General features: G+C 64.5%; 20 protein-coding genes. 11 read left to right on the top strand and 9 right to left on the bottom strand.

Annotation, left to right across the window (positions count from 1 at the left end; translation table 11 throughout):
• Positions 1–4 precede the first annotated feature (4 nt).
• From KVP70_RS00765 to KVP70_RS00755, 3 genes are all read right to left on the bottom strand, one after another.
• On the bottom strand, positions 5–1,708 hold the full coding sequence (locus tag KVP70_RS00765; protein WP_217940119.1) for a DUF1302 domain-containing protein: 1,704 nt from the start codon (positions 1,706–1,708) through the stop codon (positions 5–7).
• 62 nt (positions 1,709–1,770) lie between these two features.
• Positions 1,771–2,538 (bottom strand): coniferyl-alcohol dehydrogenase, encoded by a 768-nt coding sequence (locus KVP70_RS00760; RefSeq protein ID WP_217940118.1) that lies wholly within the window; start codon positions 2,536–2,538, stop codon positions 1,771–1,773.
• 24 nt (positions 2,539–2,562) lie between these two features.
• Positions 2,563–4,032: a benzaldehyde dehydrogenase gene (locus tag KVP70_RS00755; protein WP_217940117.1), complete on the bottom strand. Its 1,470-nt coding sequence runs from the start codon at positions 4,030–4,032 to the stop codon at positions 2,563–2,565.
• A gap of 290 nt (positions 4,033–4,322) precedes the next feature.
• Between KVP70_RS00755 and KVP70_RS00750 the strand changes: the two genes are divergently transcribed.
• Complete coding sequence (locus KVP70_RS00750) at positions 4,323–6,128, top strand: sigma-54-dependent Fis family transcriptional regulator (RefSeq protein ID WP_217940116.1); 1,806 nt, start codon at positions 4,323–4,325, stop codon at positions 6,126–6,128.
• A 7-nt stretch (positions 6,129–6,135) separates the two neighbouring features.
• Here KVP70_RS00750 and KVP70_RS00745 read toward each other — a convergent pair whose 3' ends face one another.
• Both KVP70_RS00745 and KVP70_RS00740 read right to left on the bottom strand, forming a co-directional pair.
• Positions 6,136–6,627, bottom strand: coding sequence for a MarR family winged helix-turn-helix transcriptional regulator (locus KVP70_RS00745; RefSeq protein ID WP_229224498.1), 492 nt, complete (start codon positions 6,625–6,627; stop codon positions 6,136–6,138).
• Between the two features lie 146 nt (positions 6,628–6,773).
• Positions 6,774–7,820 carry an RNA-guided endonuclease InsQ/TnpB family protein gene (locus tag KVP70_RS00740; RefSeq protein ID WP_217940115.1) on the bottom strand — a complete coding sequence of 349 codons (1,047 nt, stop codon included), beginning with the start codon at positions 7,818–7,820 and terminating at the stop codon, positions 6,774–6,776.
• A gap of 119 nt (positions 7,821–7,939) precedes the next feature.
• On the opposite strand from KVP70_RS00740, the gene KVP70_RS00735 reads away from it, so the two are divergent.
• Positions 7,940–9,100, top strand: coding sequence for an ABC transporter substrate-binding protein (locus KVP70_RS00735; protein WP_217940114.1), 1,161 nt, complete (start codon positions 7,940–7,942; stop codon positions 9,098–9,100).
• A gap of 11 nt (positions 9,101–9,111) precedes the next feature.
• Positions 9,112–10,839, top strand: a complete 1,728-nt coding sequence (locus KVP70_RS00730) for a tannase/feruloyl esterase family alpha/beta hydrolase (protein ID WP_217940113.1) — start codon at positions 9,112–9,114, stop codon at positions 10,837–10,839.
• A 13-nt stretch (positions 10,840–10,852) separates the two neighbouring features.
• Here KVP70_RS00730 and KVP70_RS00725 read toward each other — a convergent pair whose 3' ends face one another.
• Entirely contained in the window at positions 10,853–12,028 is a 1,176-nt protein-coding gene (locus tag KVP70_RS00725; protein ID WP_217940112.1) for an ABC transporter substrate-binding protein, read from the bottom strand.
• A gap of 209 nt (positions 12,029–12,237) precedes the next feature.
• Between KVP70_RS00725 and KVP70_RS00720 the strand changes: the two genes are divergently transcribed.
• Positions 12,238–13,329: a porin gene (locus KVP70_RS00720; protein WP_217940111.1), complete on the top strand. Its 1,092-nt coding sequence runs from the start codon at positions 12,238–12,240 to the stop codon at positions 13,327–13,329.
• Here KVP70_RS00720 and KVP70_RS00715 read toward each other — a convergent pair.
• Complete coding sequence (locus tag KVP70_RS00715; protein ID WP_217940110.1) at positions 13,326–14,165, bottom strand: IclR family transcriptional regulator domain-containing protein; 840 nt, start codon at positions 14,163–14,165, stop codon at positions 13,326–13,328. The two genes, KVP70_RS00720 and KVP70_RS00715, sit on opposite strands and share 4 nt — an antisense overlap.
• Before the next feature lie 135 nt (positions 14,166–14,300).
• Here KVP70_RS00715 and KVP70_RS00710 point away from each other — a divergent pair, with 135 nt between their 5' ends.
• The 7 genes from KVP70_RS00710 (at position 14,301) to KVP70_RS00680 (ending at position 20,238) form a co-directional block, all read left to right on the top strand.
• Positions 14,301–14,966 carry a 3-oxoacid CoA-transferase subunit A gene (locus KVP70_RS00710; protein WP_217940109.1) on the top strand — a complete coding sequence of 222 codons (666 nt, stop codon included), beginning with the start codon at positions 14,301–14,303 and terminating at the stop codon, positions 14,964–14,966.
• Complete coding sequence (locus KVP70_RS00705; RefSeq protein WP_217940108.1) at positions 14,963–15,607, top strand: CoA transferase subunit B; 645 nt, start codon at positions 14,963–14,965, stop codon at positions 15,605–15,607. Before KVP70_RS00710 ends, KVP70_RS00705 begins: the two co-directional genes overlap by 4 nt.
• An 11-nt stretch (positions 15,608–15,618) precedes the next feature.
• Entirely contained in the window at positions 15,619–16,821 is a 1,203-nt protein-coding gene (gene pcaF / locus KVP70_RS00700) for a 3-oxoadipyl-CoA thiolase (protein WP_217940107.1), read from the top strand.
• Positions 16,822–16,891: 70 nt separating this feature from the next.
• Positions 16,892–17,758, top strand: coding sequence for a branched-chain amino acid ABC transporter permease (locus KVP70_RS00695; RefSeq protein ID WP_217940106.1), 867 nt, complete (start codon positions 16,892–16,894; stop codon positions 17,756–17,758).
• A gap of 59 nt (positions 17,759–17,817) precedes the next feature.
• Positions 17,818–18,789 (top strand): branched-chain amino acid ABC transporter permease, encoded by a 972-nt coding sequence (locus KVP70_RS00690; protein WP_416053842.1) that lies wholly within the window; start codon positions 17,818–17,820, stop codon positions 18,787–18,789.
• On the top strand, positions 18,786–19,544 hold the full coding sequence (locus tag KVP70_RS00685; protein WP_217940104.1) for an ABC transporter ATP-binding protein: 759 nt from the start codon (positions 18,786–18,788) through the stop codon (positions 19,542–19,544). The genes KVP70_RS00690 and KVP70_RS00685 overlap by 4 nt, the downstream gene beginning before the upstream one ends.
• Positions 19,537–20,238, top strand: coding sequence for an ABC transporter ATP-binding protein (locus tag KVP70_RS00680; protein WP_217940103.1), 702 nt, complete (start codon positions 19,537–19,539; stop codon positions 20,236–20,238). The genes KVP70_RS00685 and KVP70_RS00680 overlap by 8 nt, the downstream gene beginning before the upstream one ends.
• Before the next feature lie 6 nt (positions 20,239–20,244).
• Here the strand turns inward: KVP70_RS00680 and KVP70_RS00675 are convergent, their stop codons facing one another.
• Positions 20,245–20,706 carry a cache domain-containing protein gene (locus KVP70_RS00675; RefSeq protein WP_217940102.1) on the bottom strand — a complete coding sequence of 154 codons (462 nt, stop codon included), beginning with the start codon at positions 20,704–20,706 and terminating at the stop codon, positions 20,245–20,247.
• 44 nt (positions 20,707–20,750) lie between these two features.
• Entirely contained in the window at positions 20,751–21,245 is a 495-nt protein-coding gene (locus tag KVP70_RS00670; RefSeq protein WP_217940101.1) for a MarR family winged helix-turn-helix transcriptional regulator, read from the bottom strand.
• Positions 21,246–21,274 lie beyond the last annotated feature (29 nt).

Genomic DNA, 21,274 nt, shown 5'->3' with positions numbered 1-21,274 from the left:
GTCCTTAGAATGCGCGTTTGATGTTGAAGGAGATGTAATCGCGGTCCGCCAGCGACTGGGCGAAGCTCAGGATGGGCGTGTTGGTGCCCGGATTATTTTTCAGGAAGGTGCCTGCCGCGCCGAGGAAGCGCACGTAGCTGATGCCGAACTTCCAGTCCTGGTGGTAGGTGGCGTTGACGCCGATATTGAAGTCGCCGCCGTGCGAGCTGCCGCCGTTGAAGTTGAACACGGCGCGCGAGCGGCCGTCGATGTTGTAGCCGACGCCGATCGGGATCGACAGGTCGAGGCCATTGATCACCTGGTAGTAGGCCGGCTCGAAGATCATGCGCGCCGAGGTGGCGTCGCGCGTGGTGTTCGGATCGAGCGAGCCTTGCCACGTGACGCTGGTGGCGCGGTTCCACGCCAGTTCGCCCAGCAGCGAAGCGCCCTGGAACAACGGGTTGGTCGGCATGACGTAGATCGCCGACAGGTTGACGTGCGCCGTATTGCCGACCGCGTAGGCAGGATTGCCGCTGTTGTCGGCGAACACGCCGGTGCCGGCGCGCGACAGGAAGTTCGGCGTTGGATCGCTGACCAGCGGCGTGTTGCGGCGTACCGAGACCTCGGCCGCCACGTTCGCGCCCAGCAGCACGGTGCTGGCGCTGGCGCCGAAGGTACGGATGCCTTCCGCGTACACGGCCTGCACGGTGGACGGCGCGCCGGGCGGGAAGCCGGGCTTGAAGCCCAGGTAGAAGTAGGGGGTCTTGTCGTGATAGCGGGCCGCGTAGAACCCGTATTCGACGTCCGAGCCGGCCGGCGAGAACTTGATCTGCATGCCGCCCTGGCCCGAATTCTTGGCCTTCAGGTCGGCGACGGTGTAGAAGGCCGGCGCGCCGCTGTTGGTCGGCGCCACCAGGAAGGCGCTGCTGCCGGCGCCGGCGGCGTCGTAGGAACTGAGGTAGCTGCCGACGCCCGGGATCTGGGTCGGGCGCCATTCGAACTGGTAGTAGCCGCCGATCGACACATTTGGCAGCACCTGCAACTGGCCCGATACCTGATTAACCGGCCGCAGGATCTCCTTGAACTGCGCGCCCGGCACGCTAAGCAGCTTGACCAGGTCCACCGGTCCCTGCGCGTTGGCGATGCCGTTGGCGCCGAAGAACAGGCTCTCGCCATATTGCAGCGTGTGGCGGCCGACGCGCACGGTGCCGGGCAGCTCGCCCAATGAACCCTTGGCGAAGACGAAGGCGTCCAGCAGTTCGGCGTTGCGGCCGTGGAGCAGGCGGGTGCCCTCGGCGAAGGTGTTGCCGGCCTTGCCAGTCAGCGTGACGGCGTTGCTGGAAGCGGAGGCGTTGTCGTTGCTGCCGGTGTAGGAGCTGTCGTACCAGGCGGCGGCGCTGATGCGCATGCCCAGGTTGCGGGTGCCGACGTCCAACTCGGACAGCCAGTCGACGCGGCTGGAGACGATGCCCTTGCGGCGGAAGTTCTGGTTGCCGTCGTCGAGGTTATAGCCGGTGAAGTCGCCAGCGCCGGACGAAGGATAGCCGCCCGCCAGCAGGCGCGCGTCGGCGTCCTTGAGGCGGTAGGCGCTGCTGTACTTGAAGGTGTTGTTCCAGCTGATCTTGAGATCGGGATTGTCGGTCTCGAACTCGAAGGCGTGGGCGGCCGGCATGGCGGCCGCCACGGCCAATGCCAACAGGGTTGGACTCAGGCGTTTGTTCGCTTGCATTGTCAGTCTCCTAGTTATAGTTTTGGTTGGCCGCTAACGCGCGGCCGGGCGGATGACAGGCATCAGATAAAGGTCGAAGCCAGTCCTCCGTCGATGGGCAGGTTGACGCCGCTGATCCAGCGCGATTCGTCGCTGCACAGGAAGCCAATGACGGCGGCCACTTCGTCGGCGTAGGCCGGGCGCTTCATGCGGTGGGCGTCGCGCTGCACGCGTTCCTCGCCCAGCATGGACACGAAGTCGCCCAGGATCGGCGTGAAGACGGGGCCGGGCGCCACGCTGTTCATGCGTACCGAATGCTGCAGGAACCATTTCTGCGATTGGACGTAGGTCCAGACGATCAGCGCCTCCTTGAAATATTGGTAGCAGGTGTCGGCTGGAACGGGATGTGCGTCAAGCCAGGCCTGGCCTTCGGTAAAGCCACGGACGGCGGCCAGCTGTTTGTGCAGCGCTAGCCGCTCCGGCCATTCCGCGCCCAGGATGGAGGCGACGTTGACGATGGCGCCGCCGGCCGGCATGCGCGGCAGCACGGCTTCGGTCAGGTGGCGCAGGCCGAGGTAGTTGACCCGCGCCAGCAGGGCCGGATCGGCGGTGCCGGGCACGCCGGCGATATTGCACAGCGCGTCCACGCGCTGCGGCAGCTGGGCGACGGCGGCGTCGATGCTGGCGGGCTGGCCCAGGTCGACGGAGATGAATCCATCCAGCGTCAGGCCTGGCTCGGTGCGGTCCATGCCGATCACGGTGGCGCCTTCGAAGCGCGCCAGGCGCGCCACTTCGGCGCCGATGCCGGATGCTGCGCCGGTGACGACGATGGTTTTGTTACGTAGCTTCATGTGGTTTCCTTGTTGGTATAGGCGTTAGAAGGGATAGCGCGGCGCTTCGGTCTTCACCGTCAGCCACTGCCACTGGGTGAACTCGTCCCAGTCGGAGGTGCCGCCGTGACGGCCGCCGTTGCCCGAGGTGCCGCCGCCGCCGAACGGCGCGTGCGCTTCGGCCACCACGGTCTGGTCGTTGATGTGGGCATGGCCGGCCGGCACACGGTCGACGATGAACATGGCGCGCGCCAGCGTCGGCGTGATCACGCCCAGCGCCAGGCAACCGGTGGTGGCGGAGGCCAGCGCGATGGCTTCCTGGTCGGTGTCGAACACGGTGACCGAGGCCACAGGGCCGAACAGCTCCTCTTCGAAGCTGCGCATGCCGGGGCGCACGCCGGTCAGCACGGTGGGCTGGTAGAACTGGTTCTCGTAGGTGCCGCCGGCCAGCAGCGTGGCGCCGGCGGCCACGCTGTCCTGCACGATGGCGTGCACGCGCTGCACCTGGCGCGCGTTGATCAGCGGCCCAAGCGCCACCTTGCCGCTCATCGGATCGCCCACCGGAAGATGTTTGGCCTTGGCCACCAGGCGTTCGATGACGGCGTCGGCGATGCCACGCTGGAGCAGGATGCGGCCGGAGGCCATGCAGATCTGGCCTTGGTGCAGATACGCGCCCCAGGCCACGGCGGCGGCGGCGATATCGGGATCGGCGTCGTCGAGGATGATCAGCGAGTTCTTGCCGCCCAGTTCCAGCGACATTTTCTTCAGGTTGCGGCCCGCCAGTTCGCCGACACTGCGGCCGACCGCGGTCGAGCCGGTGAAGGCGATCATGGCGATGTCGGGATGGCTGCACATCGCCTGTCCCGCTTCGGCGGCGCCGGGCAGCACGTGCAGCAGGCCTTTAGGCAGGCCGGCCGCTTCGAAGACGCGGGCGATCAGCACGCCGCCGCTGACCGGCGTTTGCAGGTCCGGCTTGTGGACCACGGCGTTGCCGGTCGCCAGTGCCGGCGCGATTGAGCGGATCGACAGGATCAGCGGGAAGTTGAACGGCGAGATTACGCCGATGACGCCGTGCGGCACGCGTCGTGCGATGCTCATCTCGCCGCTGGCGGAGGCCAGCAGCTGGCCCTTGGGCTGGGTGAGCATCGCCGCCGCTTCCAGCAGGTGGGCGCCGGCTTCGCGCAGTTCGTGATCGGCCTTGGCGCGGATCGCGCCGGTCTCCCGCATGATCCATGTGGCCAGTTCGTCGAGGTGTTCGACGATGACGGCTGCCGCGCGGCGGAAGATGGCGGCGCGTTCCTTGTAGTCGCTGGTGGCCCACGCGGCCTGCGCTGCACGTGCTTGCGTGGCGGCGCGCGCCACGTCGTCGGCGTTGGCCAGGCCTACGCGGCCCAGCTGTTCGCCGGTCGCGGGTTCGGCGAAGGTGTGGCTGCCGCCTTGGGCGGCGATCCAGTCGCCGTTGAAGATGAGGCCCTGCCAGATCGATGGGTGCAAAAGCGCATTCGCGTTGTTCATGCTGTCTCCTTTTGATGATGGGTGGGTGGGGAAGTCAGCCTGCTAGCACGCTAGTTGCATGATGGTCTGCTTACCGCTCTTGCCTTAGCTATTACAAGTTATGTGCCAGCTCTTTGTGCACTGTGCTTATTGCGGCGCACCATGTGGCGTCTACGCTGGGCGCCGGTGCCGCATTCGATGGTTCGACGCAGCGCAGCGCAGCAAAAAGAAGATGAGCCGGCGATTGATGAAATGATCAAATGGGAGAACTGCCGATGTATGATTTGGTGAACGATGACGAAAGTAGAGACATGAGCAAACCTCCTCGCGTGTCGCTGGCGGAGATGTCGCGCGCCGGCAAGGTGCTGGCGCAGGGCGACAGCCAGCACTTGAAAGCCGGCGCGGCGCCTACGCTGGAAGACTTGACGCAAAGCCTGCACTTCTCGCCCGGCGATGGCCGTATCTGGCTCAACGGCCAGCGCATGCAGCTGCTGCACATTTCGTCGTTGGGAGCGATGCGGCGCGAACTGCTGGAGAGCATAGGCCCGGAACGCACGCGTGGCCTGCTGACACGAGTAGGCTATTCGGCCGGCGCGCGCGATGCGCAGCTGCTGCGCGAGCGCTGGCCCGACGCCGAACCCGGCTCGCTGTTCGCGGCCGGGCCGCGCATGCATTCGCTGGAAGGCGCGGTCAAGGTCGAGCCGCTGCATTTTGAATTCGACTTCGAACGCGGCACCTACCACGGTGAATTCCTGTGGCACCATTCCAGCGAGGCCGAGGTGCATACCGCCGATTTCGGCGTCGGCACGGAGCCGGCGTGCTGGATGCAGACCGGCTACGCAATCGGCTACACCAGCGCGATGATCGGACGGCTGACCATCTACCGCGAGGTCGAGTGCACGGCGATGGGTCACAAGCACTGCCGCCTGATCGGCAAGCCCGCCGACGAATGGGACAATGTGGAGGAAGACCTGCGCTTCCTGAACGCGGAATCGTTCGTCAGCACCACCGCTTACGGCGGGCCGGGGCAGCATCAGCAGGCGGCGGTGCTGCCGGGAGATGACGGGCGTCCGTACGGAGACAAGGAAATGGTCGGCGTGTCATCGGCCTTCAACGCGGCCTGCCATATGCTCAAGCGTGTGGCGCCGACCGCCGCCACGGTGCTGTTCACCGGCGAGTCGGGTGTCGGCAAGGAGCTGTTCGCCTACATGCTGCACCAGATCGGCGCCCGCAAGGAGCAGCCTTTCGTTGCGGTCAACTGTGCGGCGATTCCCGAGACGCTGATCGAGTCGGAACTGTTCGGCGTGGAGCGTGGCGCCTTCACCGGCGCCAGCCAGTCGCGGCCCGGCCGCTTCGAGCGCGCATCCGGCGGCACGCTGTTCCTCGACGAGATAGGCACGCTAAGCCTGGTGGCGCAGGGCAAGCTGCTGCGCGCGCTGCAGGAGGGCGAGATCGAACGGGTAGGGGGCGTGCGCAGCGTGAAGGTGGACGTGCGGCTGGTGGCGGCCACCAACGTCGATCTGCGCGACGAGATCCGCCAGGGCCGCTTCCGCGAAGACCTGTTCTTCCGCCTGAACGTGTTCCCGATCCGCCTGCCGCCGCTACGCGACCGGCGCGACGACATCCCGCTGTTGATGGGTTACTTCATGCGTCACTACGGCCAGAAGCACCAGCGCCGCGTGACCGGCTTCACGGCGCGCGCGGTCGATGCGCTGCTCAATTACGACTTCCCCGGTAATATCCGCGAGCTGCAAAACCTGGTGGAGCGCGGCGTGATCTACGCCGACGAGGATGGCCCCATCGATTTGCCGCACCTGTTCACCAGCGGAGAAGAATCGCGGACTTCGTATTTTTCGCTGGCCCAGACCGGACGCCTGACCAGCCACGAAACAGCCGCGCCACCGGCTGCCCCCGCCGGGTCGCTGCTTGACGTGCTGCCCGAGATGTTGCGGCAAGCGTCGGAACATGAGCAGGACTGGTCGCTGGACAATCTGGAAAGCACGCTGATACTGGCGGCGGTGAAGCGGGCCGACGGCAACCTGTCGGCGGCGGCGCGCACGCTGGGCTTGACGCGACCGCAGCTATCCTACCGGATGAAGAAGCTCCAGCAGGGCTGAAGCCCGGTCACTGCAGGTAGATCTTCTGCAGCAGCTTGACGAGCTGCGCGCGCTCGGCGTCGGTCAGCGCGGACGTCGCATCCACTTCCAACTCGCTGGCGGTCTTTTCCGCCTTGGCGCACATGCTCAGGCCTGCGGGCGTCAGCGCAAGCGTCTGCGAGCGCCGGTCCAGCGGGCTACGCTGGCGCAGCAGCAGTCCCCGTTCCTGCAGCCTGTCGAGCAGGATGGCGAGGTTGGGCGGCGACACGTTCACCGCATCCGACAGCCGTTTCTGGTTGATGTTGGGATTCGCCTTCAACAGGCTCAATACACTGAAATCCACCGGCCGCAGCTCGTACTTCGCCATCCGCTTTTCAAACAACGGCAGGATGTTGATGTAGGCGCGGCGACAGTTATAGCCCACCAGGCCCAGGAGCATGCTCTGGTCCAGCGGCTGCTCCGCCGCCTCCTGGACGGCGTCGATCAATGTTGGTTTCTTTTTTTTGGGCTGCGTGGTCATGGTCCGATTCTAACAAAGAAAGCGCCCCTCCGGCCATCCTGCTGCTTGCAATGTCGCGAAAATGCGTATAGTCTATAATCATTATAAGACATAACTAATTATCTCAACACCAACCATCGAGGAGACACGTTGACGTCCTCTCCGCCCTATAGAGCGGAGATTCCTACCGCTAGCGTCGCACGTCCGCGACGGAGAATATTGACCGCAGCATTGAGATCACGATCATGTACAGCACCGCAATCGCTACAGCACCACTCTCTTACTCCAAGGTCTGCGATACCGGTTGGCCTCGTATCGGGCAATGCACCACAATGCGAGCAGACCTGGGTGGTGAAACGTTCGTCGACTTCCTCGAACCAGGCGCCATGCTTAACAGCCTTGTACGCCAGTTGTGTACGGAAGGACGACCAGCCGACATCGTAGACCGACTTCGCCATGCTGGTTTGGGCGAGTCCCTGCGCATTGACGTTGCCGACCACGATATAGTCGAAGGCGGCGATGATCGCGCTGGTACGGGTGTGCAGAAAATTGAGCCTGCGGTTGGCGATCTTGGCGTGGATGGCCTTGGTCCGCCGCTTCTTGCGCGCGCGCTGGGCACACGCCAGCGCCGCCTCGGCTTCCCGGTAAAAGCGAGGCGCTTCGATGGTGCTGCCGTCGCTCAAAGTCGCCAGCATCTTCAGGCCGAGATCGATACCGACCCCGCGTGCGGGGGCGCGAACCGGTGCCGGTTCCACCTCGACGACAATATTGAGAAACCAGTTGCCGCGCCGGTCGCGCGAAAAGTTGGTGCCATCGAGGATTTTCCCTTCCGGCAGAGGGCGCGAGTAAAACACACGAAATGTGCGGCCGGCAAACCGGAAGGCGTTGCCTTCGCGCTTGAGCTCACGTCCCTTCAACGGCACCCAGCCCATCGCTTTGCGGCCGCGATAGCGCAGGTAAGGCCGGTGCGACATGGCGCGCGAGTTGGCGTAGCGCTGGCAGATGTCGTTGACCGTGCCCGAATGCAGACCAAGCTCTTTGGAGCAACCGGTGGTCAGCTTGATCAGGTCAAATCCCGTATGCCAGCGCCGGCAGAAGCGCAACGCATCCTTTTGCCGGTCGTTGCAGTAGTTCCAGACGAAATTGACCGTCCGTGCTTGCTGGTTCAGCAGGCCGGTCAAGGATTTGACGCGATATCGGTAGACCAGTTTCATATTTATTTGACCACTACGGAACGCATGAGTTCCATATTTTCTTCTCTCGCATCGACTCCCAAGGAGTCGGTCCCTTTCACTCCTCGCCCTGAAGGACGAGGTTTCTCGGAGCAAATCTGATGAAACGCTGCGCACCTATTGCCGTACTTTTCACCATACTGTTGGCCGGCCAGGCCTTGGCCGATGAACCCATCCGCATCGGCGTCATTGCCGCGCTCACCGGGCCGTTCGCCAACACCGGCAAGCCGTTCGAGGACGGCATCAAGACCTATATGCTGCAATATGGCGACCAGGTGGCCGGCAGGAAGATCGAGATCATCTACCGCGACGACGGCGGCACCAATGTCGACCAGTCCAAGCGGGCCGCCCAGGAGCTGATCACGCGAGACCACGTGAGCTTCCTGATCGGTTTCTCGCTGACGCCGAGCGCGATGGCGGTAGCGCCCATCGCCACGCAGGCCAAGATGCCGATGATCGTCATGAACGCGGTCACCAACGGCATCACCACCAAGTCGCCGTACATGCTGCGCACCAGCATGACCATGCATCAGATGACCGGACCATTCGGCGCCTGGACGGCAAAGAACAAGATCGGCAAAGTCTACACGCTGGTCAGCGACTACAGCACCGGGCTGGATGCGGAGGCGCGCTTCACCAAGGAGTTCAACGCCGGCGGCGGCAAGGTAGTGGGCTCGGCGCGGGCGCCGCTGGCCAATCCTGACTATTCCCCGTTCATTCAGCGCATCAAGGATGAAAAGCCGGACGCGCTGTTCTTCTTCGCGCCTGGCGTGGAGGACGGCATCGGCCTGCTGAAAGCCTTCAGCGACAAGGGCCTGGACAAGGCGGGCATCAAGTTCCTCGGAGTCGGCGACATGACCAGCGAAACCCCTACGCTGGAGGCGCTGGGCGACCGCGCGCTGGGTGCGGTAACGGTGCTGAACTACGCGCCCACGCTGGACAACGACACGAACAAGGCCTTCCTCAAATCCTACGCGCAGGCCAACCCGGGCCGTCCGCCGGCCACCTTCGTCACGGTGGCGGCCTACGACACGATGGGCATGATCTACGAGACGGTCCGCAAACTCGGCGGCGCCGTCAATGGCGACAAGGCGATGCAGGTGCTCGCCGGGATGAAGCGCGACAGTCCGCGTGGACCGATCAGCATCGACCCTGCCACGCGCGACATCGTGCAGAACATGTACATCCGCGAAGTGAAGAAGGTCAACGGCAAGCTGGTGAACGAACCGATCGCCGTGCTGCGCGACGTCAGCCCCAACTAAGGAGACTCCTCATGATGAACGAACGACGTGTCTTGAACGGCGCGCCGCTGGGGGCGCTTTGCCTGTCGGCGATAGCCCTGGGTGCCTGCGGGGGAGATGGCGGCACGGTTCCCAACGCCTCGGTGGCGTTGCCGCAGTTGGCTGTGGCTGGCGGCGCCAAGCTGGCTGGTTGTGCGGATTTGGCCGGCGAGATCGCCTATCCCAATACGACGATTGCCAGCGCGGCCTCGGTGGCTGCGGGTGTGCTGACGATCGCAGGCAAGCCGGTGCCGGCACATTGCCTGGTAAAGGGATCCATGTACCAGCGGGGTGGTCCGGTAGATGGACAGAACTACGCGATCGGTTTCGAGATGCGCCTGCCGGTGGATTGGAACGGGCGCTTTTTCTACCAGGCCAATGGTGGCCTGGATGGCTCGGTGCTCACGGCGGTCGGAGAGGTCGGCGGCGGCGGGCAGTTGGACAGCGCATTGAACCAGGGCTTTGCGGTGATCAGTTCCGATGCGGGCCACGGGGCGGCGACGCCTTTGTTTGGTCTCGATCCGCAGGCGCGCCTGGACTATGGTTACCAGGCTTCGGCCAAGCTGGCGCCGATGGCCAAGAGCGTGATCCAGACCGCCTACGGCAAAGGTCCGGATCGTTCCTATTTCGGCGGCTGTTCCAACGGCGGCCGTCACACCATGGTGGTGGCGTCCCGCTACGGCGAACAGTTCGACGGCTATCTGGTCGGCGATCCCGGCTTCCGGCTGCCGTTGGCGGCGATCGCCAACATCGCCGGCGGCCAGTCCTATGCGGCGCTGGCGACTACGCCGGGCGACCTGTCGACCGGCTTTACGGCGGCCGAACGCGCGCTGGTGTCGAACGCGGTGCTGGACAAGTGCGATGCGCTGGACGGCGTTAAGGACGGCATGGTGCAGGACACCGGGGCCTGCCAGGCAGCCTTCAGCCTGGAGCGCGACGTGCCGTCCTGCGGCGCGCAAGGCCGCGACGGCAGCTGTCTCAGCACCGCGCAGAAGACGGCAATCGGGCAGTTGTTCACGGGCGCCGTCACCAGCGCCAAGAGCAAGTTCTATTCAAGCTTCCCATACGACTCGGGCCTGGGAACCGGAAACTGGGCGTTCTGGAAGTTCTTCAGTCCATTGCAGCTCGACTCGGGTGCGGTGGCGATGATCTGGAAGGTGCCGCCCGTGAATCCGGCCACCTTCAACGGCGCCAGCTTCGCGCTGACATCCAGCATCGACACGCTGCTGGCGCAGGTCGCGGCGACCGACGGTGTTTATACCGAAAGCGCGATGTCCTTCATGCTGCCGCCGCATCTGACGGACTACAGCGCCATAAAGAACCGCGGCGCCAAGATGATGCTGTACCACGGCACCAGCGACCCGATCTTCTCCAGCGACGACACCACGGCGTGGTACGACAATCTGCGCGCGGCCAACGGCGGCGACGCCTCCGGCTTTGCGCGCTTCTTCCGGGTGCCGGGCATGAACCATTGTTCCGGCGGTCCGTCCACCGACCAGTTCGACATGTTGACGCCATTGGTGAGCTGGGTGGAGAAGGGGCAGGCGCCGGAACGCGTTGTGGCAAGTGCGCGTGGCCCCGGCAACGCCGGCGGCGCCAATGCCGACGTGCCGGCTTCGTGGTCGGCGACGCGCACCCGGCCGCTGTGCCCTTATCCGCAGGTGGCGAAGTACAACGGCAGCGGCAGTATCGAAGATGCGGCCAGCTTCAGCTGCAAGTAGCAGGGCGGACGACTTACTTGCCTGGGTCTTTCTGGTTGGTGAACTGGTCGAATTCGACGTTATAGAATTCGCTGCCAACCTTTTCGACCTTGCGCACATAGACCGTCTGCACGATGTCTCGGGTTTGCGGATCGATGCTGATCGGTCCGCGCGGGCTGTTGAGCTGCATGGTCTTCAGGATGGCCATGGCTTGGTCGCCGTCGATCTTGCCGTTCAATTTGCGCGTCACCTCGTAGATCGCCGCCATGCCGTCATACGCCGCCACGGCCATGAAGTTCGGACGTCCCGCGCCCGGATTGGCGGTCGCAAAACTCTTCAGGAAGGCGGTGTTCTCCGGCGACTTGTGCGCGGCCGAATAGTGGAAGGTGGTGATCACGCCCAGCGTGGCGTCGCCCATGGCCGGCAGCACGTGGTCGTCGGTCAGGTCGCCGGTGGCGATGACCTTGATGCCCGCCGCGGCCAGTCCGCGCTCGCGGTAGCCCTTCATGAAGGCGATGCCTTGCTCGCCGGCCGGAACGAAGATGAACACCGCATCCGGCTTGGCGTCCTTGATGCGCTGGATATAGGGCGCGAATTCAGGATTACGCAGCGGGACGCGGATCGCTTCGGTCACAGCGCCGCCGCCTTTGACCAGTTCATTCTTGAACGCCGTTTCGGCGTCGATGCCGGGGCCGTAGTCCGCCACCAGCGTGACCACTTTCTTGATGTTGTTCTTTGCCGCCCACGTCGCCATCGGCGCGGAGATTTGCGGCAGCGTCATCGAAAAGCGCGCGATGTAGTTGGACTTGGTGGTGATGACGGAAGTGGCGGCGTTCATGATGATCATCGGCTTCTTCGCCTGCTCGGCGATGGGGGCCACGGCCAGCGCTTCCGGCGTCAGGCCGAAGCCGGCCAGGAAGTCGACCTTGTCGCGCACCACCAGCTCCTGCGCCAGCCGCTTGGCGATTTCGGGCGAGGGACCGGTGGTGTCCTTGTAGATGATTTCGATCTTCTTGCCAGCCACCGTGGCGCCGTTCTGCGCCATCCACGCCTTGATGCCGCCCTCCATCTGCTTGCCGTAATCGGCGAAGGGGCCGGAGAAGGCGGCGATCACGCCGATCTTGATGGTGTCCTGGGCCTGCGCCAGCGGCATCGCCGACCACGCGGTGGTGGCGAGTGTCGCGATTGCTACAAATTTTTTCAACGTCATGCTGGTCTCCTGTGCGTTTCTGTTTTCTCTATGAAGAATGGCCCGGCGCGGCTAGTGGATGCGGTGGCGGGACTCAATTCTGCCACGCGGCGTTGGTTGACAGCGCCGCGCTTCCTGCATAGTATCCAATCTATGTGCGATTAACAACCTATTGTTCGATAATCGCACATCATTAAAAATCACGTATTCAATAACAACAGGAGACTGGAATGAAGAACGCAATCCGATGCGCTGCGGCGCTGCTGGCTGGGGTCAGCGCAACCGGCGCCATGGCGCAAAGCAGCGTCACGGTGTACGGCCTTGTAGACACAGGCCTGGTCTATACGACCAACGCCAATGCCGCCGGCGCCAGCATCACCAAGATGCCGTCGCTGACCGGTTCCTTCCCTTCGCGCCTGGGCTTCCGCGGCGCCGAAGACCTGGGTGACGGCCTGCAGGCCGTGTTCACGCTGGAGATGGGACTGTCGATGGACACCGGCACCATGGGGCAGGGCAACCGCCTGTTCGGCCGCCAGGCGTCGGTGGGCTTGAAGGGTGCGTTCGGCACGGTGACGCTGGGCCGCCAGATCAACATGACCTATATCGCCTCGATGAAGGGCGACGTGCTGGGGCCTAACCTGTTCGCGATCGGCAGCATCGATGCTTACCTGCCGAACGCGCGCAGCGACAACGCCATCGGCTACCTGGGCAACTTCAATAACTTCGTGGTTGGCGCCACCTACAGCACCGGGCGCGATGCGTCGGCCGCGGGCGGTCCTGCCGCCACCGGCTGCCCTGGCGAGGTGGCCGGCAACTCCAAGGCCTGCCGCCAGATCACCGGCATGGTGGGCTACGAGACCCCGGAATATGGCCTGAACACTTCCTACGACATCATGTACGGCAACGTCGGCGCGGCCGGCGGCCTGACCAGCAGCGACAACAGCGACAAGCGCATCACCGTCAACGGCTATGCCAAGGTGGGCGCGGCCAAGATCGGTGGCGGCATCGTCGACCGCACCACGCGCGCTGTCACCGGCGTGACCGAGTCGGACCTGTACTTCCTGGGGGTGAGCTATCCGGTGACGCCGCTGTCCACGCTGGATGTGCAGGTGGCGCGCCGCGATACCAAGAACAGCAGCTCGGATGCCAACATGGTGGTGGCCCGCTTGACCTACTACCTGTCGAAGCGCACCGCCGTGTATGGAGCGCTGGGCCGCATGCAGAATTCCGGCGCATCGGCAGTGGCGCTGGATGCGGGCGGCACCGTCGGCGCAGGCCTGACGCAGAACGGCGTCATGGCCGGCCTGCGTCACAGCTTCTAAGGCAGCAGTATCGAGAGTTCCTGGGCGCCGCGCAGCAGCACGGGCAGGAACTCTTTTTCCAGTTGCTTGACGCTGACGCGCGACGCTTGCGCGCCCACGTTCAGCGCCGCCAGCACCGTGCCGGACGCGCCGCGCACCGGCACCGCGATCGAGCGCAGACCCAGTTCCAGTTCCTCGTCATTGACGGCATAGCCAGCCTGGCGCACGCCGGCCAGGATCTCGCGCAGGCGCTTCTGGTTGACCACCGTGTTTTCGGTCATCGGCCGCAGCGCGGTGCGGGCCAGGTACTGGTCCAGCTCCGCCGGCGGCAGGTGCGCCAGCATCACGCGGCCCAGCGAGGTGCAGTAGGCGGGCAGGCGGCTGCCGGTGTTGAGCGCCACCGACATCACGCGCGAGGTGGCGGCACGCGCCACGTAGAGCACTTCGTCGTCGTCCAGCACCGCCAGCGAGCTCGATTCGTTCAGCGCGCGGCTGATGTTGTTCAGGTAGGGCTGGGCCGACACCGTCAACGGCGTCGACGACAGGTAGGAATAACCCAGCGTTAGCACCTTGGGACGCAGCGAAAAATTGTTCAATTCCGCATCCACATAACCCAGTTCGCGCAACGTATGCAGGCAGCGCCGCACGGCGGCGCGCGGAATGCCGGTTTTCTGGCTGATGTTGGCGATGGTCTGCGGCTTGCGCGAATCGCTGAAGGCGCGCACCACGGCCAGGCCGCGCGCCAGCGAGGTCATGAAACTGGGATCGGTCAGCGCGTCGATCTGTTCGGAGATGCTTGGTTCGTGCTCCGGCTCAGCCTCGGCGACGCTGGTTTTAGGTTTGGTGGTCTTGGACATGGCGTGATTTTAATGCAGTAGGCAAGTTCGATAGGTGTTTTTTTGTTGACCGTGGCGCGATTACGTTGCTACACTGGATGTGCGGTAATCAATCATTAGTTCGATTATCGCACATTGAACTTAAAAGGCAGGCATATGATCGACAAAACTTTTGCATCACTGGAGGGCGCCGTGGCTGACATCCACGACGGCGCGACGGTCATGATCGGCGGCTTCGGCAACGCCGGCATGCCGTCCGCGCTGATCGACGCGCTGATCGCGCAGGGCGCGCGCGACCTCACCATCGTCAACAACAACGCCGGCAACGGCGAAACGGGACTGGCCGCGCTGCTCGAGGCCAAACGGGTGCGCAAGATCATCTGCTCGTTCCCGCGCCAGGCCGACTCCCATCATTTCGACGCGCTGTACCGCGCCGGCGAGATCGAGCTGGAACTGACCCCGCAAGGCAACCTGGCGGAACGCATCCGCGCCGCCGGCGCCGGCATCGGCGGTTTCTTCTCGCCGACCGGCTACGGCACGCTGCTGGCCGAGGGCAAGGAGACGCGCCTGATCGACGGCCGCCACTATGTGCTGGAATCGCCGATCCATGCGGACTTCGCGCTGATCAAGGCCTTGCGCGGCGACCGCTGGGGCAACCTGGTGTACCGCAAGACGGCGCGCAACTTCGGCCCCATCATGGCGATGGCGGCCAAGACCACCATCGCCCAGGTGCGGCAGGTGGTGGCGCTGGGCGAGCTCGATCCCGAAGCGATCATCACTCCCGGCATCTTTGTGCAGCGCGTAGTGCAGGAGGCGGCATGACAAACAAATATTCCCGCGACCAGATGGCCGCCCGCGTGGCACAGGACATCCCTGAAGGCGCCTACGTCAACCTGGGCATCGGCCTGCCGACCAAGGTGGCGGACCACCTGCCGGCCGAGCGCGAAGTATTCCTGCATAGCGAGAACGGCCTGCTGGGCATGGGCCCGGCGCCGGCGCCTGGCGAGGAAGACGAAGACCTGATCAACGCCGGCAAGCAGCCGGTGACGCTGCTGACGGGCGGCGCCTACTTCCACCACGGCGATTCCTTCGCCATGATGCGCGGCGGCCACCTGGACGTGTGCGTGCTGGGCGCCTTCCAGGTGGCGGCCAACGGCGACCTGGCCAACTGGCACACCGGCGCGCCGGATGCGATACCCGCCGTCGGCGGCGCCATGGACCTGGCGATCGGCGCCAAGCAGGTGTTCGTCATGATGGAGCACCAGACCAAGACCGGTGAAAGCAAAGTCGTCAGCCAGTGCAGCTATCCGCTGACGGGCGTGGCCTGCGTCAACCGCATCTACACCGACCTGGCCGTGCTGGATGTGACACCGGCCGGGCTGGTCGTGCGCGAGATGGCGCCGGGGTTGAGTTTTGAAGAGCTGCAAGCCGCCACCGGCGCGCCTTTGCTGCCGCTGAAATAAGAGGAGACAACATGAACGAAGCATATATCTGCGACGCCGTGCGCACACCGATAGGCCGCTACGGCGGCGCGCTGAAGGACGTGCGCGCCGATGACCTGGGCGCGGTGCCGCTGCGGGAACTGATGCGCCGCAATCCCGACGTGCAGTGGGATCAGGTGGATGACGTGATCTATGGCTGCGCCAACCAGGCCGGCGAAGACAATCGCAACGTTGCGCGCATGTCGGCGCTGCTGGCCGGACTGCCGCAGGAGGTGCCGGGTTCCACCGTCAACCGCCTATGCGGCTCCGGCATGGACGCCATCGGCACGGCGGCGCGGGCGATCCAGGCGGGCGACGCCTGCCTGATGATCGCCGGCGGCGTTGAATCGATGACGCGCGCGCCTTTCGTCATGGGCAAGCCCGATACGGCGTTCTCGCGCAACGCGGCGTTGCAGGACACGACGATGGGCTGGCGCTTCATCAACAAGGCGCTGAAGGAAGCCTACGGCGTCGAGACCATGCCGGAGACTGCGGAAAACGTCGCGCAGGATTATGGCGTCAGCCGCGTCGACCAGGATGCGTTTGCGCTGGCAAGCCAGAACAAGACCGCCATCGCCATCGCCGAAGGCATCTTCGAGCGCGAGATCGTGCCGGTGTCGCTGCCACAAAAGAAAGGCGACCCTCTGGTGTTCGCGCAGGACGAGCATCCGCGCGCCACCACCATCGAGGCGCTGGCCAAGCTGAAAGGCGTGGTGCGGCCCGAGGGCAGCGTCACCGCCGGCAATGCATCCGGCATCAACGATGGCGCCTGCGCGCTGCTGATTGCCAGCGGCGAGGCGGCCAAGCGGCATGGCCTGAAACCGCTGGCGCGCATCGTCGGCATGGCGACGGCCGGCGTGGCGCCGCGCGTGATGGGCATAGGCCCGGTGCCTGCGGTGCAAAAGCTGTTGCGCCAGACCGGCCTGACGCTGGAGCAGATGGACGTCATCGAACTGAATGAAGCCTTCGCCGCGCAGGGATTGGCCGTGCTGCGCCAACTCGGCCTGCGGGACGACGATGCCCGCATCAATCCCAACGGCGGCGCCATCGCGCTGGGCCATCCGCTGGGCATGAGCGGCGCGCGCCTGGTAACCACCGCGACCTACCAGCTGCATCGCAGCGGCGGTCGCTACGCACTTTGCACGATGTGCATAGGCGTGGGGCAGGGCATTGCGATGATTATCGAAAGAGTGTGATTCAATGTAGTTTGTAGAGTAGCAGTGGAGACAAAAAAATGTATAAAACAATTCAAACGAGGAGGCGGAAATGCTAGCCAATTTCGCCGGTGTGCTGTTCGACGGCATCGCCTACGGCAGCCTGCTGTTCCTGATCAGCGTCGGCCTGTCGGTCACGATGGGCATGATGAACTTCATTAACCTCGCCCACGGCGCCTTTGCCATGTTGGGCGGCTATGTCAGCGTGACGGTGCTGTCGCGGCTCGGCGTGCCGTTCCTGGCTTCGCTGCCGCTGGCTTTCCTGGCCTCCGCCGCGGCCGGGCTGGTGCTGGAGCGCTTGCTGTACCGCCGCCTGTACCGCGCCAGCCACCTGGATCAGGTGCTGTTCTCGATCGGCCTGACCTTCATGTCGGTGGCCGGTGCGACCTGGCTGTTTGGGCCGTCGCAGCAGCCGGTCACGCTGCCGGACTGGCTGCGTGGACAGGTATCGCTGTTTGGCCTTGAGGTGGGCGCCTATCGCCTGTTCCTGATAGGCGTGGTGGTGCTGGTCACGCTGGCCTTGGGACTGCTGATCGAGCGCACCCGCTTCGGTGCGCAGATCCGCGCGTCGGTGGACAATCAAACCGCCTCCGCCGGCCTGGGCATCAACGTCGGCCTGGTGTTCAGCCTGACCTTCGCGCTCGGTTCCGGCCTGGCCGGCCTGGGCGGAGGCCTGGGTATCGACGTGCTGGGACTGGACCCGACCTTCCCGATCAAGTACATGGTCTACTTCCTGCTGGTGGTCGCCGTGGGCGGCGCCGGCACCATCAAGGGCCCGCTGCTGGCGGCGCTGATACTGGGCGTGTTCGACGTCGCGGGCAAATACTATGTGCCGCAGATTGGCGCCTTCGTCATCTATGGCTTGATGGTAGTGCTGCTGATCCTGTTCCCGGCAGGCCTGATCAGGAGGAAAGCATGAACGCCTTCGCCGAAGCGGAAGTCAAACCGGCGCCCGTCGCCGTCAACAAGGTGCCGAGCATGAGTCTTCTCCGTTTGCCCGACGACCGCTGGTCGCCGCTGGAAATCGCCTTCTGGCTGCTGCCGGTGGCAGCGTATTTCGCCTTCCCCGGCTATCTGGTCTTGATCAGCCAGATCATGATCGTCGGCCTGTTCGCGCTGTCGCTGGATTTGATGCTGGGCTACGCCGGCATCGTTTCGCTGGGCCATGCCGCCTTCTTCGGCCTGGGCGCCTACACGGCAGGGCTGCTGTCGGTGCATGGCTGGAGCGAGCCGTTTAGCGGCCTGCTGGCCGGCGCCGTGGTGGCGGGCCTGTTCGGCTTCATCATGTCCTTCCTGGTGGTGCGCGGCCAGGACTTGACACGCCTGATGGTCACGCTGGGCATAGGCCTGATGCTGTTCGAGGCGGCCAACAAGGCGTCCTTCCTCACCGGCGGCGTCGATGGCTTGTCCGGCATGATGGTCGGTAAATTGTTCGGCGCCTTCGAGTTCGATTTGAACGGCAACGTGGCCTATTGCTACAGCTTCGCCGTGCTGTTCATCGTGTTCGTGGTGCTGCGCCGGGTGGTGAAGTCGCCGTTCGGCCTGAGCCTGGTCGGCATCCGCGAAGGCGCGCGCCGCATGCCCGCGCTGGGCGTGGACGTCAACCGCCGCCTGGTGGCTGTGTTCACGCTGGCCGCCACGGTGGCCGGCCTGGCGGGCGCGCTGCTGGCGCAGACCACCCAGTTCGTCGGGCTGGATTCGCTGGGCTTTCCGCGTTCGGCCGAGCTGTTGATCATGCTGGTGCTGGGCGGGACGGGTCGCCTGTACGGCGCGCTGGTCGGCGCCGCCGTGTTCATGCTGGCGCAGGATTACATCGCCGGCCTCAATCCGGCTTACTGGCAGTTCTATATCGGCCTGCTGTTGATGGTGATCGTGCTGTTCGCGCGCGGCGGCATCCTGGGCGGACTGGAAAAAATGGCATCGCGTTTCAAACGGAAGGAGCAGGCATGAGCCAGGACATTACACTGCGCACCGAAGGCCTGACCAAGCGCTGGGGGCCGTTCGTCGCCAACAGCGATGTGAGCCTGACCTTCGAGCCGGGCGCGCGCCATGCGCTGATCGGCCCCAATGGCGCCGGCAAGACCACCTTCATCAATCTGCTGACCGGCGGCTTCATGCCCAGCAGCGGCAAGGTCTACCTCGGCGGCGAGGACATCACGCACCTGCCGCAGCACCAGCGGGTACGGCGCGGCATGACGCGCACCTTCCAGCTCAACACCCTGTTCGCCGGCATGACGGTGCTGGAATCGGTGGCGCTGGCGATCTGCGAGCGGCGCGGCCTGCAATCGGTCTGGTACAAGACGGTGGCAAAGCACGTCGACGTGATCGACGAGGCGATGGCCTTGCTGGCCACGCTCAAGCTCACCGACCAGGCCAACAGCGTCACGCGTAGCATGGCTTACGGTAAGCAGCGGCTGGTGGAAATCGCACTGGCGTTGGCCACCAAACCACGCATCCTGCTGCTGGACGAACCGGCCGCCGGCATTCCGCAGGCGGAGAGCAAGGAGCTGTTCGAAGTATTGGCGCAGCTGCCGCGCGATGTGACGGTGCTGTTCATCGAGCACGATATGGGACTGGTGTTCCGCTTCGCCGACCGCATCACGGTGCTGGTGGGCGGCAAAGTGCTGACCGAGGGCACGCCGGCGGAGATCGCGGCCGACCCGCGCGTCAAGGAAGTCTATCTGGGGGAGGCCGAACATGGCTGAATTACTGGCGCTCGATAAAGTCACCGCCGGCTATGGCGAGTCCATCGTGCTGGAAGATGTGTCGTTCGCGCTGAACGAGGGCGACAGCCTGGCGCTGTTGGGCCGCAACGGCGTCGGCAAAACCAGCCTGCTGGTGACGCTGATGGGATTGACACGCCTGCACGGCGGCGGCATCCGCTGGGCCGGCAGCGACATCGCGCGCATGCCCACGCACCGGCGCTCGCGCGCGGGGCTGGGCTGGGTGCCGCAGGAACGGTTCATGTTCCCATCATTGACGGTGGAGGAGCATCTGACGGTGGTGGCGCGGCCCGGCCGCTGGACCCTGCAAAAGGTCTACGAGATCTTCCCGCGCCTGCACGAACGCCGCGCCAACATGGGCAACCAGTTGTCCGGCGGCGAGCAGCAGATGGTGGCGATCGCCCGCGCGCTGATGACCAATCCGCGCATCCTGCTGCTGGACGAACCGATGGAGGGCCTGGCCCCGATCATCGTGCAGGAACTGGTGCGGGTGATACGGCGGTTGGTGCAGGAGGAGGGCATGTCGGTGATCGTGGTGGAGCAGCATGCGCGGCTGGCGTTGTCGCTGACCCAGCGCGCGATCGTGCTCGAACGCGGCCGCATCGTGCATGACTCGGACAGCGCCAGCCTGCTGGCCGACGGCGACAAGCTGGATCGCCTGGTCGCCGTGGCCTGATGCGCTTTATTTAGGCTTGTAGATGCCGGCGCCGACGGTGTATTTATCCTCGGCCTGGCGGATATACGAGGTCTTGTCTTCAAGCGCCTTGGTGACGGGATTGACCCAGACGTAATCGACCCAGCCGGGTTTCTTCGACTGGGCCACATCCCGCATGTCCTGCACGAACTTCTTGCCGTTGGCGTCCTTCAGTTGCGACATGTCCTTGCCGTTCATCTTGGGCGTGGCGGCGTGGCAGACCATCATCATCTGCGCGTCCTGCACGAACACATACAGGTCGCCCTGCATAAAGCCGCCCTTTGGATCGGCGAAGTCTTTGCACGCCTGTTCTATCCCTTTTTTCTGAATATTCGCGACGGCCTTGTCGACCAGCGCAATGGCGTCGGCCTTGGTGGCGGTTTGCGCGAGGACGGGCAGGGCGGGGGCAAGCAGCATGGCGGTCAAGCCGGCGATTACGTAGCGTTTCATTGCGTCTCCTGTTTTGATGATCGTGGCATTCATGTGTGCCACGATTAGCTTACCTCGCGCGGGGCCGGCACGCCATCCGTGAGCGGTGCGCGGCTTTGCTCGTTGTTTTCCCGCACAAGCTTGGTCAGCAGCGCCATGAATTGCAGCTGCTCTGTGCTGGACAACGGCGCCAGCAAACGGCGCCGCAAACGCTGGGAGCCGGGTATCAGGTCGCTCAGCAACTGCTCGCCGGCGCCGGTGATGGTGAGGGAGCGCTGACGGCGGTTGGTCGGAATCACAGTCCGTGTCAGCAGTCCCTTTTCCTCCAGCCGGGCGCAGACGGTGGCGCCGGTCGAGGTGTCGATGCCGCTGATGGCCGATAGCGATACCTGGTCGATGCCCGCGTGGCTTTCCAGGTTACGTAGCATCGCGTACTGCACTGGCGTCAGCTCTTCTCCCATCTCATCGTAAAAAATCGACACCGAGATCTGTTGCGCGCGGCGCAGCAAGTGGCCGGGATGTTCGTACAGGTTGATCAATTTGCTCTCTGTGTCTGGCATTGCATGGCCTCTGCGGTTGTTGCCGTTGC

It is taken from the genome of Duganella violaceipulchra, from assembly GCF_019166075.1.
Lineage (GTDB): Bacteria > Pseudomonadota > Gammaproteobacteria > Burkholderiales > Burkholderiaceae_D > Rugamonas > Rugamonas violaceipulchra.
Note: the sequence above shows the minus strand (reverse complement) of the source record. Positions and strands in the feature narration are given on the sequence as shown.

What these genes read in the sequence shown, in the direction of transcription:
- KVP70_RS00735 (WP_217940114.1), top strand. Translation starts at nt 7,940, where the DNA reads ATGAAACGCTGCGCACCTATTGCCGTACTTTTCACCATACTGTTGGCC.
- KVP70_RS00765 (WP_217940119.1), bottom strand. Translation starts at nt 1,708, where the DNA reads ATGCAAGCGAACAAACGCCTGAGTCCAACCCTGTTGGCATTGGCCGTG.
- KVP70_RS00715 (WP_217940110.1), bottom strand. Translation starts at nt 14,165, where the DNA reads ATGTCCAAGACCACCAAACCTAAAACCAGCGTCGCCGAGGCTGAGCCG.
- KVP70_RS00760 (WP_217940118.1), bottom strand. Translation starts at nt 2,538, where the DNA reads ATGAAGCTACGTAACAAAACCATCGTCGTCACCGGCGCAGCATCCGGC.
- KVP70_RS00745 (WP_229224498.1), bottom strand. Translation starts at nt 6,627, where the DNA reads ATGACCACGCAGCCCAAAAAAAAGAAACCAACATTGATCGACGCCGTC.
- KVP70_RS00685 (WP_217940104.1), top strand. Translation starts at nt 18,786, where the DNA reads ATGAGCCAGGACATTACACTGCGCACCGAAGGCCTGACCAAGCGCTGG.
- pcaF (WP_217940107.1), top strand. Translation starts at nt 15,619, where the DNA reads ATGAACGAAGCATATATCTGCGACGCCGTGCGCACACCGATAGGCCGC.
- KVP70_RS00720 (WP_217940111.1), top strand. Translation starts at nt 12,238, where the DNA reads ATGAAGAACGCAATCCGATGCGCTGCGGCGCTGCTGGCTGGGGTCAGC.
- KVP70_RS00750 (WP_217940116.1), top strand. Translation starts at nt 4,323, where the DNA reads ATGAGCAAACCTCCTCGCGTGTCGCTGGCGGAGATGTCGCGCGCCGGC.
- KVP70_RS00675 (WP_217940102.1), bottom strand. Translation starts at nt 20,706, where the DNA reads ATGAAACGCTACGTAATCGCCGGCTTGACCGCCATGCTGCTTGCCCCC.
- KVP70_RS00740 (WP_217940115.1), bottom strand. Translation starts at nt 7,820, where the DNA reads ATGAAACTGGTCTACCGATATCGCGTCAAATCCTTGACCGGCCTGCTG.
- KVP70_RS00695 (WP_217940106.1), top strand. Translation starts at nt 16,892, where the DNA reads ATGCTAGCCAATTTCGCCGGTGTGCTGTTCGACGGCATCGCCTACGGC.
- KVP70_RS00690 (WP_416053842.1), top strand. Translation starts at nt 17,818, where the DNA reads ATGAGTCTTCTCCGTTTGCCCGACGACCGCTGGTCGCCGCTGGAAATC.
- KVP70_RS00730 (WP_217940113.1), top strand. Translation starts at nt 9,112, where the DNA reads ATGATGAACGAACGACGTGTCTTGAACGGCGCGCCGCTGGGGGCGCTT.
- KVP70_RS00710 (WP_217940109.1), top strand. Translation starts at nt 14,301, where the DNA reads ATGATCGACAAAACTTTTGCATCACTGGAGGGCGCCGTGGCTGACATC.
- KVP70_RS00725 (WP_217940112.1), bottom strand. Translation starts at nt 12,028, where the DNA reads ATGACGTTGAAAAAATTTGTAGCAATCGCGACACTCGCCACCACCGCG.
- KVP70_RS00680 (WP_217940103.1), top strand. Translation starts at nt 19,537, where the DNA reads ATGGCTGAATTACTGGCGCTCGATAAAGTCACCGCCGGCTATGGCGAG.
- KVP70_RS00705 (WP_217940108.1), top strand. Translation starts at nt 14,963, where the DNA reads ATGACAAACAAATATTCCCGCGACCAGATGGCCGCCCGCGTGGCACAG.
- KVP70_RS00755 (WP_217940117.1), bottom strand. Translation starts at nt 4,032, where the DNA reads ATGAACAACGCGAATGCGCTTTTGCACCCATCGATCTGGCAGGGCCTC.
- KVP70_RS00670 (WP_217940101.1), bottom strand. Translation starts at nt 21,245, where the DNA reads ATGCCAGACACAGAGAGCAAATTGATCAACCTGTACGAACATCCCGGC.